A 16,079-nucleotide genomic window follows, 5' to 3' on the forward strand; every position below is an offset into this window, starting at 1 on the left:
GGTGTGAAATGGGAACTACTCGAGGCTTTGATAAGGGCCGCGGCCACTTTTCAACGCATCTTCCAGAAGGTCGAGGCGGTCTTGTCCCCAAAATGGCTCGGAGTTGAGCAAATAGGTTGGTGAACCGACAGCATTTGCCGTTTCAGCCATGCGGGAGTTGACTGTGTAAGCTTCCAGCATTTCATCAGACTTTCCAGCTGCGATGAGGTTATCCGCGTCCAGACCGAGCTCGTTCAGGATGGCTGTCAGGACGTTTTCATCGGCTGCGTTGAGGTCTTTTTGCCAGACAGCTTCAAAGACTTTCTGGGAATAAGTGCCAACCGGACCGCCCTGCTCCTGCAGACGAATTGCGATGGAATCTGCCAGTGCAATGTCCGCCAGGAAATGGGCTGGCTTGTAGTTCATTGAAACGCCGCGCTTTTCTGCCCAGCGCTGAAGCTCAATAAACCGGTACTTCTGGCGGGCCGGATGGCGTTTGCCCAGAGGCAAACCGCCTGTCAGCGGGAACAAGACAGCGAGATTGACTGGCCGAAAGGTTACTGTGACATCATAGTTTTCCGCGATGCGCAGAAATTCCTGATGGCCCAGATACGCCCATGGCGACAGGTGCGTATAAAAGTAATCGATCTGTGCAGTCATGATTGTTCCCCAATGTATACACTCAGCCTATCCTGTTGCAAAAACAGATAGATTTCAATGAGAAAGCCCTGTGTTGGCGTTCACAAAAACGCGCAGACCGTATGAGCAGCTGTAGAGTTTTGTTTTTACGGCTGTTTATCTGAAAACCGGGTCATATTAGAGCGGGACACACATCAGAAATCAGCTTTGCGTTCTTATGTGCGTTGGTTTGCGTTAAAGGCGTTTTTTGTGCGTTGGTTACAAAAAAGCCCCCAAACTTCGCAGTCGGGAGCTTCATTCTTCATTGCTGAGCCGAATTCAATCAGGCAGGCTCGTTCACAATGCTTGCGATCTTCCACCGGCCTTCGATGTTGATAAGCAGGTAGTGGCAAGTGAAATCGAAGACTGCTTCGCCTTCGTCATCTTCCTGCTGCCAGTCGAGGCTGACGCTCGCGGTGGAGCCGGAGATGTGAGAGGACACCACTTCGTAGATGGAAGAGGTTACATAATGCTCGCGGTGCACTTCCAAGAGTGCTTCGATGTTTTCGCAAAGCTCTGCCTTGTCGTTGAAGACATGGCCTTCTTCCAGCTGCCAGATTACACAGGGAAATGCAAAGCAATCTGCAATCAGCCCGGCGTCATAATCCTCATAGGCATCTGCATAGCTATCAAACAACTCGGAGAGCATTAGTTCTGTTTCGTCCTGAACACTCATAGTGACTGCCCCTTTTCCCAGCTTATTGATGTGCCAGCATTTTTCACGAAGGTAAGGCTTCTGGAGCCCGTTTTCCCTTATATGCCGTGGATAGGGCTCAGTTTGCCAGTCCTTTTTTCAGAAGGAAACAAATTTCATGGGTATTTTCCGCTTTTTATGCCGATATCCCGACCACCTCACAGAATAAATCTCATGGTTTGACACCAATGGGTTGAGTGAGATCGGTTTATCCCCCTCCCTTCTCCTCTTTGCTAAAATGTTCTTGGTTTGCCCCATTTCTGATTGGCACATGTGATCATTGGTGGCAAAGTGCGCTCAACTGTTTTCAGGATCGGACCTTTTCGTCGTTTATGACAGACACCTCTCACCTTCCCTCAGTCTTTAACAACTGGTTTGGCAGCCGTGGTTGGGCACCGCGTGCTCACCAGCTGGAGCTGTTTGACAAGGTGACCGCTGGCAACTCCGCCCTTCTGATCGCTCCGACTGGTGGCGGTAAGACACTGGCGGGCTTTTTGCCGTCACTGGTGGACCTGCATCACAAACGTCAGGCGGACAAGCGCAAGGCCGGAGAAGCAAAAGCTGCTGGGACAGGCGGTCTGCACACGCTTTACATGTCTCCCCTTAAAGCACTAGCGACGGATATTCACCGGAACCTTGAGGTGCCAATTGAGGAGATGGGGCTTTCCATCAAGCTGGAGACCCGTTCCGGCGATACGCCCAGCCACAAGAAGCAGCGCCAGAAACGTCTTCCACCAGATATTTTGCTGACCACGCCGGAACAGATCTCACTTCTGCTTTCTGACAAGAACGCCGAGCGGCTGTTTGCTGATCTGCACTATGTCATTTTGGATGAGTTGCACGAGCTGGTGACCTCCAAGCGCGGGGACCTGCTCGCTCTGGCTCTGACCCGTTTGCGCAAGCTAGCACCTAACCTGCGCTGTATCGGGCTTTCGGCCACCATTGCGCACCCTGATGATCTGCGTGCCTATCTGGTGGAACAACCTTTATCGCAACAGGTTCGCCATGCTGAAATTGTGCAGGCCAAAGGTGGGGCCAAGCCGCATATCAGCATCCTGGAGACGCAGGAAAGGCTACCGTGGTCTGGTCATTCCTGCATCTACGCCCTGCCGGAGATCTATGAGGAGATTAAAGCCCACACCACCACACTGGTGTTTGTAAACACGCGCTCGCAAGCAGAACGGCTGTTTCAGGAACTTTGGCGCATCAATGAAGATACGCTGCCTATTGCGCTTCACCATGGCTCGCTGGATGTGGGACAACGCCGCAAGGTGGAAGCCCATATGGCGGCGGGTCAGCTTAAAGCCGTAGTGTGTACCTCCTCGCTGGATCTGGGTATCGACTGGGGTGATATCGATCTGGTGATCAATGTGGGCGCTCCCAAAGGGGCAAGCCGGCTGGCGCAGCGTATTGGACGCGCCAATCACCGCATGAATGAAGCCTCCAAGGCCATTTTAGTACCCTCCAACCGGTTTGAGGTGTTGGAATGTCAGGCAGCCCTGGAAGCCTCTGAAGCAGGTGAGCAAGATACCCCTCCTCTTCGTGAGGGCGGATTGGATGTTTTGGCCCAGCACATTATGTGCGTTGCCTGTGCTGCGTCGTTTGAGCCTGAGCAGCTTTATGAAGAGGTGATCAGCAGTCAATCCTACAGGCATCTGGATTATGATCTGTTTGTGAAGGCCGTGGAGTTTGTGGCAACAGGTGGCTATGCGCTCAAAGCCTATGACAGATACGCCAAGTTGCGCCCGACCAAAGAGGGGTTGTTTCGCGTTTCCCACCCGCAATTTGCCCAGCAATATCGCCTCAACTCCGGTACAATTTTAGATGCGGCAACGCTCAAAGTACGGCAGGTGAAACCACGCGGAGCCAACAGCAAACGGCCTCTTGGGTTTGGCGGCAAGATGCTGGGAGAGATTGAAGAGTGGTTTATTGAGCAGCTTGCTGTAGGCGATACTTTTGTGTTTGCCGGTCAGGTGCTTAAGTTTGAAGGCCTTAAGGAGAGCGAGGCCTATGTGTCCCGCAGTGCTTCGCAAGACCCGAAGATCCCGAGTTATCAAGGCGGCAAGTTTCCGCTCAGCACCTATCTTGCTGAGGGTGTGCGCAACTTTGCTTCTGATCCTAACAGTTGGTCTTCTTTGCCAGGTCAGGTTCGTGAATGGTTGGAATTACAAAAAGAGAAATCACAGTTACCAGATTATGAACGTCTTCTGGTAGAGACCTTTCCGCGGAACGATAAGCACTACCTTGTGTGCTACCCGTTTGAAGGCAGATTGGCTCACCAAACGCTGGGAATGCTGCTGACACGCCGTCTTGAGCGCGCTGGCCTGCATCCTCTGGGGTTTGTGGCAACTGAGTATTCACTGGCCCTGTGGGGGCTGACAGATTTGGGCGCTGCCATAAAAAGCGGGCGTTTGAAGCTGGATGACCTATTTGAAGAAGATATGCTTGGTGATGACCTTGAAGCGTGGCTTGCTGAAAGTAGTTTGATGAAACGAACCTTTAGAAATTGCGCTATGATCTCAGGTCTCGTAGAACGACGGCACCCTGGCAAAGAGAAAACCGGGCGGCAGATAACTATAAATACGGATCTTATTTATAACGTACTGCACGAACACGAGCCCGATCACCTGCTTTTACAAGCAACCTGGACGGATGCCGCTACAGGACTTCTGGATATCTCTCGTTTAGGTCACTTTCTTTCTCGTATCGACAAAAGAATCACGCATAGTGCTTTGGGTCGCGTTTCTCCTTTGGCTATTCCGGTTCTTCTTGAAATTGGGAAAGAGCCTATCTTTGGAAGTGCGACAGAAGAGCTGCTGGCAGACGCAGCAGATGATTTATTACTGGAGGCCCAATTGTGAGACTTAACAGTCAGTTGCAGCCACGAGTAGAACCGAGTTATCGTCAACCTATTCCTGTATGCCACGACTTGTCTCTCGCAAGAGAACTTGTTGGCCTTCACGACAGTGGAGCCCTGTGGTGGCCAGATGAGCGGACCCTTGTGGTTTCCGATCTCCATCTGGAAAAAGCAGCCAGCATTGCCAAGAGCAAGGGCCTGATGCTGCCTCCTTATGATACAGCTGCCACACTGGAAAAGCTCTCCGCCCTGATCGATCTGTTCGATCCGCGTCGCGTGATCTGTCTTGGTGACAGTTTCCATGACTGCGAAAGCTCCGAGCGCATGCCTGCGGCGTATCTCGCCATGCTGGCGACCATGCAGCTGGGACGGGAGTGGATCTGGATCACCGGCAACCACGACCCTGAGATTGCCCGGCACATTTGCGGTGAGCGCTATCAAGAGCTCTCCATCAAATCCCTCAGTTTCCGGCATGAGCCGAATGAAGAGGCTGAGCGCGGCGAGATTTGCGGGCACTTGCACCCAGCTGCCAAAGTGCGCCGGATGGGCCGTACCATTCGCAGAGCCTGCTTTGCGACCAACGGCAACCGCCTTGTGTTGCCAGCCTTTGGTGCGCTGACAGGTGGCCTAAATGTGATGGACAGAGCTTTTTCTGATGTGTTTGCCGAGAAGCGGTTCTCGGTGTTCATGCTGGGCAACGGGCGATTGTTCCCATTCACTGCCTCCAAGCTCCTCAGCGATTAACAAAAAAGGCCCTTCTGATTTGAGGGCCTTTTGTTTTGTCTACCGTCGCTGAACGCTTTCGCTTCCTAATCTTTCTTGAAGATCACGCCTGCGAGCCATCCGGTGAACAGGGCCAGAATAATGGCCAGTGCGCCGTAGACTGCCGGATGTTGCCGGGACAGGTTGAATGTCACCTGCTCAAAGCCTGTTTTCGCCACGGTCAGGACTTGCTCCTGCTGGTCCAGCAATACGCCTCCGCTGAAGAGGAAGGTCGTGACCTTGTAGTCGCCTGTCGGGATGGTGGCTGGCAGGTCCACTGTGGTGGAGAACAGGGTCGGGCTCAGGAAGTTGATGGACTTGGACATCTGCGAATAAAGGCCGTGCTGGACACGGGAGCGCAGGAACGCTGCCTTGAACGCATTGCGCTCCAACGCTGGCGCACGGGTGCCCAGGGCTGCAAGCGGCAGGTGTTCCAAACCAATGCGGTACTGTTTGAGCCAGTCGTCTGATGCGATGTTGCGCAGGTCATCCGTTGCATGGACGGCGTAGAAACTTGGGACAGCGATGTAGGTCTGTGAGGTGGCGTTGATCCAGAGGCCAACGATACGATCCTTACGCCATGTGGTGACGCGTTCCAGTGGGCCTTCCACAACGACGACCACATCCTGATTGCCGGTTCTGGAGACGGTTTCTGCGTCTCTGGCGATCTCTCCGTAAACGAGGATCTGCGTTCCGGTGAAGTTGGAGGTGATGGCCACGTGAGAGGACGAGACGGCAGACACGAGCTTTTCAGCCAGAGCGGGTGCACCAGAGATGAGTGCCAGAAAGAGGACTGTCAGCAGTGTAGTGAGTGAGTGGAGCGCTCGTCTCATTTGACTGGCTCCTCAATCACGCTGACGGAATAGAGGTCTTCCGGTTCCACAATCAGATTGAACGCGAAGCGCAGGCCGACGAGCAGCACCAGCAGGCCGAGGCCGAGGCGCAGGTGTTCACCGCGCATGCCCTGCCCCACCTGAGCGCCGAACTGGGCGCCAATCACGCCGCCGATCATGAGCGTCAGGGCGAGCACGATATCAACGGACTGGGTGTTGATGGCATGCAGGAAGGTCGCCACGGCCATGGTGCCGAGGATTTGCAGCAGTGAGGTGCCGATGACGATGTTGGCCGGTACGCGCAGCAGGTAGATCAGCGCCGGCACCATCATAAAGCCGCCGCCGATGCCGAGAACTGAGCCGAGGAAACCGATGGAGCTGCCGATACCGAAGATCGGGATGACGCTCACATACAGTTTAGACCGGCGGAAACGGACCTTGAACGGCAGGCCATGCACCCAGTTGTGTTGTCCGGGCTTGCGGCCAGCAGGTGCTTTCCCGCTTTTGCGGCGCATGATGGCCTTCATGGACTCACCCAGCATCAGCACGCCGATGGTGCCGAGGAAGGTGACGTAGGCCAGCGAGATCACCAGATCCAACTGCCCAAGGCTGCGCAGGATGCCGAAGATCCAGACGCCGATTGCCGAGCCGACGATACCCGAACACAGCAGAACACCCGCGAGTTTGAAGTCAATGCCCGCTTTGCGCCAGTACGACAGAACGCCGGAGGCCGAGGAGGCAACGATCTGTGTGGTGACGGTTGCAACAGAGACCGCTGGCGGAATTCCGGAGAAAATGAGCAGTGGCGTGAGCAGGAAGCCGCCACCAATGCCGAAAAGCCCTGAGAGGAACCCGACGGTTCCGCCCATGGCGAAGATCATAAAGACATTAATCGGCAGTTCTGCGATGGGTAGATAGATCTGCAAAATGGCACCGCGGGTCACTCAGGTGACCTGACAGTGCGCCCCGAGTCACCTTTTATCCAACAACATTGTAGAGTGTTAAGCGCCATTCCAGACGCTCTGTCAATCTACGCGGAGCAGCAAGTGCAAATCTAACCAGAAATCCCCTAGTAACGTGAAATTATATGGTCTGAGAGGCCAGCGCCGTCATCAGACGCCGGTCAGGTTCACCCGTTGCTTCCATTCCCAAACGCGCTTGCAAACTCTTGATCGCGCGCCGTGTATTAGGTCCCATTACACCATCTGGGTTGCCTGGATCATACCCCATATCGAGCAAGGCTTGCTGTATTTTTTTCACAGATGGAGAACCGGCCTGTGAAACTGTGGTTTTCGGCTTGCCAGACCACTTGGTGTCGATCATGACCTTGTTGGCAGCAGGATCAACCGGCTTCATCTGATAGGTCGCAACTGCTTCCAGAGCCTGTCCGTGCTGTCGCTTGGTCAGGCTGGCGGCGACTTCGTCGCGTTTTCCGGCGGCGTCATCGTCTCCCTGCAGGGCTGCGAGGGCGAACCACTTGTAGCTTTCCACCAGATCCTGCTTCATGCCAAGGCCACGCGCTGCGAGGATGGCAAGGTTGAACTTGCTGTCTGCTACGCCATGGTCAGCAGCGATGCGGAACCATTTGACGGCGGAGGTGTAATCCGGTTTGCCATCGATGCCCTCTACGAAGAGAACAGCGAGGTTGTGCATGGCTTTGATGTTGCCTTGCGCGGCTGCCAGAGAATACCAGTCCCGTGCCTGTGCCAGATCTTTTTCAACACCGCGGCCTTTTTCATAGAAGCTGCCGAGGCGGTATTGCGCTGGCGCCAGACCTTGCGCTGCTGCTTTGCGGTACCAGTCCGCTGCTGCACCCAGATTGGCGGGAACCAGATTGCCTTCCGTGTAGCGACGTGCGACTTCGAACTGGGCGGCAGCATCGCCAGTGGCGGCGGCTGTGCGCAGATCAATCGGGCCGATTGCATATGGCAGATCGTAGGCGGACTGTTTTGGAGCAACCTGCTGAACTGGCTGCTGCGGAATGATTGGTGTCACCTGCTCTCCAAACCCAGAGGCGGTTGCCTGCGTGGTTGGGACGCTTGCCGTTGTGATCGGATCTGCGGCCACATTGGAAGCAACTTTTTGAGCTGGCTGTGCTTTGCTATTTCCCCCGCCAATGTCGGTTGCCTGACCAAAGATCAATTCTTTGGTTGGCTCGGACGGTGCGGTGGCGGAGCCAGACTGCCAGATGCTTGTGGAACTGACGGGTGAAGGTAACTCTACCCCAGAGGGCATGGAGGATACACGGCTGACAACATCAGGCGCTGCAATTGCGTCTACACCACCGCTCAGCAGGGAGGAGTTGTCTTTGCCTGGCATTGGTGCGTCTGGCGCCATGATGCTTGGCGTTGTGTCAGATCCTGCTGTGTCTACGCCGTCTGAACTGGAGAACAGACCTGTGTCGAACACCCGCAACGCGCCGATGGTCAGAAGAAGAGCCGCTGCTGCCAGCATGATTGCGCGGCGGCGGTTGGATTTGCTTTCCTTCTTCTTGCATTTTGTTTCAGTTTCAACTTTGCCCAGCTCAACTGGTGCAGCAGACAGATTGATCGGCTCTTTCACCGCAGTCTCTGTCTCGCTTACGATGTCTTCTGAGCTTAAAGAAATAGGCTCTTCGGCCACCTGAAGTTTGCTGAGAACCTCAGCCGTTGCAGCTGCCTTTTTGGCGCGCAGGTTTTCAGGAACCTCAACATTTTTGGTCCGGTTCGGGCTGATGTAATCACGCAGACGGCGTGCCCGTTCTGGTGCTTTGCTCGTGCCGGATGCAGGTTTTTCGTCTTCCTGCTTGGCTGTCTTCGCTTCTTTGGCAGCCGCTTTTGCAGCACGGCGGGCCGCTGCTATGAAGTCTGCTTTACGGTTACGCGGGCCTTCGGGTTCAGCTGCAGCAGCCTGTTCCGCTGAGTTTCCTTTGCGCCCCATATTGAAGGCGCCCAGAATGCTGCTGATCTGCGTGTCGCCAACCAGTTTCTGGTGTTCGTTGGAAATCTCTGTGTTGCCAATGGCGTTACGGATGCTTTCCAGATTTTCCAGACGATGGGAAATGGTGCCCAGCACATCGCGCACATCTTGCAGCGCATGCTGGTCTACATCGTCTTTCTGGCCGGATGCTTCCAGCAGGGACTGCAGGTCGAGACGCAGCGCAGAAATGGCGGCTTCAACAGCCTCACCCTGCTCCGCGCCATTGCCCAGAGCCAGATTGTCCGTTGCAGCCTTTACCGCATCCTGTGCGATCTGCTGCGCCTTATCCACCATGTCGGTGTGAAGGCCTTTGATCTCTTGCTCGATGGTGCCGAAGCTGTTTTCCAGATTGCCGATCGCGCCAAACTGGGTCTGAGACATATCCAGCTTTTGAGAAAGGTCTGCAATCTGCTGTTCCAGACGATCAATCTCAACATCTGAGGACAGGCCAGACGGGCTGGAGATGGTTGCTGCCAGCTCCTGCAGTTGGGATTCAATGTCGCCTGAGGTTGCCAATGCACCGATGTGACCGCGTAGTTCTGCGATCTCAGCGCGGATCATGGACATTGCTTTGTCGGAGGAACCGGCATGGGCACTGTCTTCAACCATCTGTGTCAGCGTCATCACACGCTGTTCAAGACGGGCAAGGGCCGCACTTTCGTTCTCGTTCAAAGCAACCTCGAAGGAGGTTTCCGTCAGGCGGACTTCAATGTCATCCACTTTGTTGCAGAGATGGTCGAGGCGACCTTCGATGGACGAGAAAGCCTGATCGAAGCCTGTTGTGGCTTCCGGGCTTTTCTCCATGCGATCCAGCTTTTGGCCGATATCAGAAAGGCGATCTTCCAAACGGTTCAGTTGATCGTTGTTGCCTGCTTTTTCCGGGCCTTCAGCCAGAATGTTGGAGATGGAGTCCAAACGGCCATGCAGACGGTCAATCACTTCGCCATCAGGCATGCGCGTTTCAACGCTGCTGAGGCGAGACTGAATATCACGCTGAATTGCAGAGAAGTGGTCCAGCTCATCCATACGGGCTGTCAGGAACCGGATGCGCTGATCCACATCATGGATCATGCGGCCTGAATCCAGACGATCAATAACTTGTCTCAGCTGAGCAACTTCATCGCGGACAACTTCCAGACCAGCGGTGCCGGAGCGCAGCAAAACATCTTCCAGACGGTCGCCCATGGAGGACAGACGGTTTTCCAGCGAGTTGAGCTGATCAACACGAGGCAGCTGGCGGATTTGGTTTTCCACCTCGGCCATCCGCTCAGACAGGCTCTCGTAAATCGCCGGATCGACATTCTTTTCTGCCAATTCCTGCAAGCGAGACTGGATGGATGCGTGCGCCATGCCCAAAGCATTGAGGCTGTCCTCAATGTCAGAGCGGGACAGTGCTGACTTCATCTGCTCCAGTTCGTGGCGCAGTTCTTTGAGCAGCAGGCCGTTGCCCTCTTCATCGCGCAGGCGCCCAATAATCTCGGAGAGCTGCGAGCGATTGTCGGAGGTGCGGTCCATCATTTCGTCGCGCAGGCTGTTGAGCTGTGTCTGCATGCCATCGTGCAACTGCTCAAAGCGCGCCTCATCCGGCTCGCGCAACGTATCAAGCTGACTGGCCAGCTGCTTGAAGTGGCCGTCAATCATTGTGTTGAGTTCAGAATATTCCGCAGTTTGTGCTGGCTGCGGTGCTGCTGGTCTCTGGCTCTGCCGTGCTTCCACACCGTGCGGCATTGCACCTGCGTTGAAGCGAGGCTCCATCTGCGTGACCGGCGGACGAGCATAGTCTTGCGCGGCGGGTGCCCAGTTCTGCTCCATAAGAGCTGGTTTTGGCTCTTGTATAGGCGCAGCATTTTCAGCTTTTGGCGGAACACCCTTCCCTTTTTCATTTTCGTTATGAGCAAGGGAGTTCAAGCGTTCATCCAGGGCGTTCAAGGCATCAAGCACAGAGCTGATGCGCTTTACCTTGGAATTCTCCGCGTTTGGATCTTCGTCCTGTCTGGCCACTGGTGCGGCCCATTCCTGATTTTCCGGCTGCATAGGGGCAGCAGGATGTGCGGATGGCTGGTGCGCACGCGGCTGCATTGGTGCAGGCTCAGCATATTGCTGGGCGCGGCGCTGCGGCGCATAGGCTTCAGGTGCCTGTGGTAAAGGAGCCTGTTCCTGCCTGCGCATAACTGGTGGGCGCGGATGCAGGAGCGGATCACGAGAAATACCAGCGCGTGCATACAGGTGCTGGTCGGCAGACGGATCGTACTGATCCTCATAGGCATGTGGGCTTGTTGACTGGTCGAGACCGGATCTCAGGTCAGAGCGGTGCCATGGATCACGATTTTGGGGATCACGAACTTGGGCGTCACGAGTATGTGGGTCGCGAACATGAGGATCACGCGCATGCGGCGCATGCATGTGTTGATCACGTGCACGTGGCTGTGGTTCTGCCTGAGCGAGGGGTGTACGGCCTTCAGACTGCATCAGGCGGCTTAGTGCCTGCGCAACTTCGTTCATCGCCGCTTCCTGAGACGTGGGATGAGGTTGTCCGTAAGGTTGCTGCGCCGCTGTACCAAATTCATCAGAATAGGGAGAATGGGCCGCATGCCTTGCTGCTGCAGGATTATGTTGCGCCATTCCACTTTCCTCCAACCACTTTACGTGGTCTGCATCCAGCCCTTCACCAAAGGACTTGTCTGAAGCGGATTTTCCAAATTCTGGTTTATTCCAAGACATGCCTGAAGGGCCTCATAAAACTGTCCGGACCACGCCATGTCGTCTTTCCCTGCCCAAATCACATTATAAAAATAAACGTCAACCACTTTACGTGGTCTGTGAGCGGGTCAAGAAACGAATCACTTTGCGGTTTTGCACCGGTCTTAAAACTCGTAGGACTAGTTTTTTACTCGTTAGGGTAAATAGCGGGTTAATAGCTCGAATTCTGCGTGAAGAGCCCTTAAGGAATGTGAATTACGGCGGTTATCATGCAGATACCCTGCTATTTCAGGGAGTACGGAACAAACTCATGAAAATAATTCGTGTCCCGATTTACTCGAATTAAGGGTTATCAAGCCGCGCACGCTGGACCTACGTGTTCTTGCCAATGTATAAACTTGATGGAAATTGCGCGGTGCATCATTTAGCATGTACTTAAGTACGGATGTCGTACATTAGAGGCAGTGTCGTGAGAGAAAAGAAGAACAGGTCAAGCAGATGAGCGAAGCCCTACATATCAATGAGATGATTGTTGATGTTGTTGCCAATGAGCTGGGTAAGGGAAAGAAGACACAGTTTACCATTGGCGACCTGGCAAAAGAATTTGATGTTACCCTCCGCACTCTTCGATTTTACGAGGACAAGGGCCTCCTGAATCCTAAGCGTGACGGGCTTAATCGCATTTATAACCGTCGGGATCGTGCGCGTTTGAAGCTGGTTCTGATGGGAAAACGTGTTGGTTTTTCTCTCACTGAAATCCGCAGTATGCTGGATCTTTATGATCTGCGTGACGGTCAGGTCACCCAGCTTGAGGTGGCACTGAGCCGCTTTCAGGAGCAGATTAAAGTGCTTGAAGGTCAGCGCGCCAATATTGATGAAGCGATTGAAGACCTGCAGAGAACCGTCACGATTGTTGAAGGTATGCTGCGCGAAAAAAGAGGCTGATTTTCAGTCCGGTCAGGTGGGGCTTTTACCCCACCTTTTTGATTTATAGCCACTTATAGGCACCTGAATTTATTCATGATGAATACGTTCAATATTTTTCACCTATAAAATACCGGCACATCTCCCGAACTTTCTTAATTTAATTGTTATCCAAGCCATAATCTCGCAAAACGCTTGCCACGCGGATGCGATACTTCTGGAAATATTCATTTTTTCCCAGTTGCTGCGCTTCCTGATGCTTTTCCTGAGTGCGCCAGCGTTTCACGGCATCTTCGTCCTCAAAAAATGACAGTGACAAAATTTTCTCAGGATTGGTGAGACTCTGAAATCGCTCAACAGAGATAAACCCCGGAATTTTCTCCAGTTCAGGCTTAATTGAGGCGGCCACATCCAGATAACTGGCTTTGTGGTCTGCGAAGGGTTCAACTTCAAAAATAACGGCAATCATGCTGGGAACTTTCACGGCTTATTTGGCGATTACGGCTTTGCATGCGGCGTGGATGCAAGAGTGAGAAACGTTCGGTCTTCTTTCAGGATGAACTTTTCTCTCATAGCGAACTCATAGTTTTCGCGCCCGAGCGGGTCATTTGCAAGAGTGGCTCTGTATTCTTCATAGTGAGCCAAGCTTTGCACATTGTAGATGCCATAGGCCAATGTGGTGGAACCTTCATGAGGGGCATAGTAGCCAATCAAGTCCGCTCCACAGCGCGGGATCGCCTGCCCCCAATCGCGCGCATATTGTTGGAATTCTGCCTTTTTCGTCGGGTCTATCTGGTAGCGGATGACACAGGTGAGCATCACAAATCTCCGGTTCAGTTCATCAATGCCCCCGGTGTAACAAGCTGGCCTGCGCTGTTGTTTCGATCGTGATCGAACTATCAATTTTGCGTGTGTGCTATAGTCATCGGGCAGAATTCAAGAATGGAGCCCCACATGAAAGAAGGTCCAAATATTGCCGGGATTGCCGCGCTCATTGGAGATCCGGCACGGGCAAACATGTTGCAGGCTCTTATGACCGGCGTGGCGTTGACGGCCAGTGAGCTGGCTCAGGAGGCTGGTGTCACGCCTCAGACCTCCAGTTTTCATCTGGGACGGCTGGCGGAGGCCGGATTGGTTACCCTGCGCAAACAAGGACGGCACAAGTATTACAACCTGGCGGATGCTGATGTTGCGGCTTTGCTGGAGGCCATGAGCGGGATTGCCATGCGCTCTGGCATGACGCGTGTGCGGACCGGGCCAAAGGAGCCCGCCCTGCGCAAAGCCCGTATCTGCTACAACCATCTGGCCGGAGAGTATGGGGTGCAGGCCTATGACAGTCTGCTGGCGCGAGAGTTTTTGGTGGAAGATGGCGAGCAGCTTCATCTGACCGGAGATGGCCGATCCTTCCTGAGTGAGCTGGGCGTGGCGCTACCGGACAAGGAGACCAAGCGGCGGCCCTTGTGCAAATCCTGTCTGGACTGGAGTGCACGGCGGTCTCATCTGGCAGGAATTGCGGGCACCTCCCTGCTCTCCTTCTTTCTGGAGCAAGGCTGGGCCAAGCGTGTGGACGGGAGCCGGATAATCGAGTTTTCCAAAAACGGCGATTCTCGCTTTCACGCCATATTTTCCCTTTAAAATTGAGGGGCAGACAAAGCTTACCCGTCACTTTCATAGTGCTAGAGGCAGGGTCCACTAAGATTTCACAGGGAAGTTATCAGGTGCAAACCCGCAGGATTCCGCGGATACGTACCTACCCCTAAGAAATTACACTTGGGTATAACTTGCCGCAGGCGCGAGGGCGCTCTATATTCCGTCACAAGTTGACGTTTACGCAAACGTTAAAGCCATACCTCTAGGGTTGGTCGGAAGGAAAAATTGCTATGCCGAGTTATAGTGCTCCCGTCGAAGACACTCTCTTTTTGCTCAAAGATGTTTTGGGTTACGAAAAACATTCCAACTTGCCTGGGTTCTCCGAGGCGACGCCGGATCTGGTTGAAGCCATCTTGAAAGAAGGCGCAAAGTTCTCTGAGGAGATCGTGCAGCCGCTGAACCATTCTGGCGATAAAGCTGGTTGTATCCGCCATGATGATGGCTCTGTGACAACGCCTCCAGGCTTTAAAGAGGCCTACAACGCCTATGTTGAAGCTGGTTGGGGTGGTCTGTCCGTTCCTGAGCAGTATGGTGGTCAGGGCCTTCCGTCCATCTTCTCCGGCATTGTGAATGAGTACATCTGTTCGGCGAATATGGCGTTTGCCATGTATCCGGGCCTGACAGCTGGCGCGATGGCTGCTCTGCATACGCATGCAAGTGACGAGATCAAGGACACTTACCTGCCTAAGATGGCAACGGGTGAGTGGACTGGCACCATGAACCTGACCGAGCCGCATTGTGGTACGGATCTGGGCATGCTGCGCACCAAGGCTGTACCGCAGGCGGATGGCTCCTACAAGATTTCCGGCACAAAGATCTTCATCTCTGCAGGTGATAACGATCTTTCCGAGAACATCATTCACCTCGTTCTGGCTCGTATCGAAGGCGCTCCTGCCGGCACCAAGGGTATTTCCCTGTTTGTTGTGCCGAAGAAGAAGCTCGATGCAGACGGCAATCCGGGTGAAATGAACGGCGTTTCCTGTGGTTCCATTGAAGAAAAGATGGGCATCCACGGCAATGCAACCTGTGTCATGAACTATGACGATGCGACTGGTTTCCTCGTTGGTGAGGAAAACAAAGGCCTGCGCGCCATGTTCGTGATGATGAACGAAGCGCGTCTTGGCGTTGGTATTCAGGGTCTGTCCCAGTCAGAAGTGGCTTACCAGAACGCAGTTATCTACGCGAAGGATCGCTTGCAGGGTCGTTCCCTGACCGGACCTAAGGCACCAGATAAGCCAGCTGACCCGATCATCGTACACCCGGATGTGCGCCGCGTGTTGATGACCATCCGCTCCTTTAATGAGGCAGCGCGTGCTCTTTACATGTGGACTGGCCTGCATGGCGATGTCTCTCATCTTTCCGAGGATGAAGCTGAAAGACAGTCTTCTGACGACATCATGGGTCTCCTGACCCCAGTGATCAAAGGCGTTATCACCGATAAAGGCTTTGACAACGCTGTGATGGCTCAGCAGCTTTACGGTGGTCATGGTTACATTCAGGAATGGGGTATGGAGCAGTTCGTTCGCGACGCTCGTATCGCCATGATCTATGAAGGTGCCAACGGCATTCAAGCGCTTGACCTTGTTGGCCGTAAGCTGCCAGCAAACGGTGGCCGCGCTATTCAGGCATGGTTCAAAGAAGTTGGCGCGTTCATCAAAGAGCATGAAGGCGACGAAGAGCTGACCGTTTACACCACAGCGCTGAAGCAGTCTTTGAAGGACCTTCAGGCCGCGACCATGTGGTTTATGCAGAACGCGATGAAGAACCCAGACAATGCGGGTGCCGGATCCAACGACTACATGCACCTGTTTGGCCTTGTTGCCCTTGGTTACATGTGGACCAAGATTGCGATTGCAGCAAAAGGAAAAATTGCTGAAGGCGCAAACGGCAAGGAAGACTGGCTGAACACCAAACTGACCCTTGGTACCTTCTTCATGGAGCGTATCATGCCGGAATCTTCTGCTCATCTGGCCCGCATCTCCACCGGTGCGGACACAATGATGAGCCTGGACGCAGAAGCGTTCTAATCACTTTATCGCAACTC

The 16,079-nt window shown here is 53.9% G+C and carries 12 protein-coding genes; 5 read left to right on the forward strand and 7 right to left on the reverse strand.

The annotated features are described in order from the left end of the window. Positions 1-15: 15 nt before the first annotated feature. Both DHN43_RS03805 and DHN43_RS03810 read right to left on the reverse strand, forming a co-directional pair. Positions 16-639: a 2-hydroxychromene-2-carboxylate isomerase gene (locus tag DHN43_RS03805; protein ID WP_108817762.1), complete on the reverse strand. Its 624-nt coding sequence runs from the start codon at positions 637-639 to the stop codon at positions 16-18. 301 nt (positions 640-940) lie between these two features. Further along, positions 941-1,333 (reverse strand): DUF4440 domain-containing protein, encoded by a 393-nt coding sequence (locus tag DHN43_RS03810; protein ID WP_057464953.1) that lies wholly within the window; start codon positions 1,331-1,333, stop codon positions 941-943. Positions 1,334-1,683: 350 nt separating this feature from the next. Between DHN43_RS03810 and DHN43_RS03815 the strand changes: the two genes are divergently transcribed. Both DHN43_RS03815 and pdeM read left to right on the forward strand, forming a co-directional pair. Then, positions 1,684-4,212 (forward strand): ligase-associated DNA damage response DEXH box helicase, encoded by a 2,529-nt coding sequence (locus DHN43_RS03815; protein ID WP_108817763.1) that lies wholly within the window; start codon positions 1,684-1,686, stop codon positions 4,210-4,212. Positions 4,213-4,280: 68 nt separating this feature from the next. Next, a complete protein-coding gene (gene pdeM, locus DHN43_RS03820) occupies positions 4,281-4,952 on the forward strand; it encodes a ligase-associated DNA damage response endonuclease PdeM (protein ID WP_199914777.1) in 672 nt (223 codons plus the stop codon). 65 nt (positions 4,953-5,017) lie between these two features. Here pdeM and DHN43_RS03825 read toward each other — a convergent pair whose 3' ends face one another. The 3 genes from DHN43_RS03825 to DHN43_RS03835 all read right to left on the reverse strand — a co-directional run bounded on the left by DHN43_RS03825 (position 5,018) and on the right by DHN43_RS03835 (position 11,482). Then, positions 5,018-5,803, reverse strand: coding sequence for a TIGR02186 family protein (locus DHN43_RS03825; RefSeq protein ID WP_063287329.1), 786 nt, complete (start codon positions 5,801-5,803; stop codon positions 5,018-5,020). Then, a complete protein-coding gene (locus tag DHN43_RS03830) occupies positions 5,800-6,729 on the reverse strand; it encodes a sulfite exporter TauE/SafE family protein (RefSeq protein ID WP_057465030.1) in 930 nt (309 codons plus the stop codon). The genes DHN43_RS03825 and DHN43_RS03830 overlap by 4 nt, the downstream gene beginning before the upstream one ends. A gap of 157 nt (positions 6,730-6,886) precedes the next feature. After that, entirely contained in the window at positions 6,887-11,482 is a 4,596-nt protein-coding gene (locus DHN43_RS03835) for a peptidoglycan-binding protein (protein ID WP_108817764.1), read from the reverse strand. Positions 11,483-11,959: 477 nt separating this feature from the next. On the opposite strand from DHN43_RS03835, the gene DHN43_RS03840 reads away from it, so the two are divergent. Next, positions 11,960-12,406 carry a MerR family transcriptional regulator gene (locus DHN43_RS03840; RefSeq protein WP_057464950.1) on the forward strand — a complete coding sequence of 149 codons (447 nt, stop codon included), beginning with the start codon at positions 11,960-11,962 and terminating at the stop codon, positions 12,404-12,406. 139 nt (positions 12,407-12,545) lie between these two features. Here DHN43_RS03840 and DHN43_RS03845 read toward each other — a convergent pair whose 3' ends face one another. Continuing rightward, positions 12,546-12,854: an antibiotic biosynthesis monooxygenase family protein gene (locus DHN43_RS03845; protein ID WP_108817765.1), complete on the reverse strand. Its 309-nt coding sequence runs from the start codon at positions 12,852-12,854 to the stop codon at positions 12,546-12,548. 29 nt (positions 12,855-12,883) lie between these two features. After that, positions 12,884-13,204 carry an NIPSNAP family protein gene (locus DHN43_RS03850; RefSeq protein ID WP_108817766.1) on the reverse strand — a complete coding sequence of 107 codons (321 nt, stop codon included), beginning with the start codon at positions 13,202-13,204 and terminating at the stop codon, positions 12,884-12,886. Positions 13,205-13,339: 135 nt separating this feature from the next. On the opposite strand from DHN43_RS03850, the gene DHN43_RS03855 reads away from it, so the two are divergent. Beyond that, a complete protein-coding gene (locus DHN43_RS03855; RefSeq protein WP_199914767.1) occupies positions 13,340-14,020 on the forward strand; it encodes an ArsR/SmtB family transcription factor in 681 nt (226 codons plus the stop codon). A gap of 245 nt (positions 14,021-14,265) precedes the next feature. Further along, positions 14,266-16,062, forward strand: coding sequence for an acyl-CoA dehydrogenase C-terminal domain-containing protein (locus DHN43_RS03860; protein ID WP_108817768.1), 1,797 nt, complete (start codon positions 14,266-14,268; stop codon positions 16,060-16,062). Positions 16,063-16,079 lie beyond the last annotated feature (17 nt).

Origin of the sequence: Pseudovibrio sp. Alg231-02, from assembly GCF_900143565.1 — a bacterium.
In the GTDB taxonomy this organism is placed as follows: Bacteria; Pseudomonadota; Alphaproteobacteria; order Rhizobiales; family Stappiaceae; genus Pseudovibrio.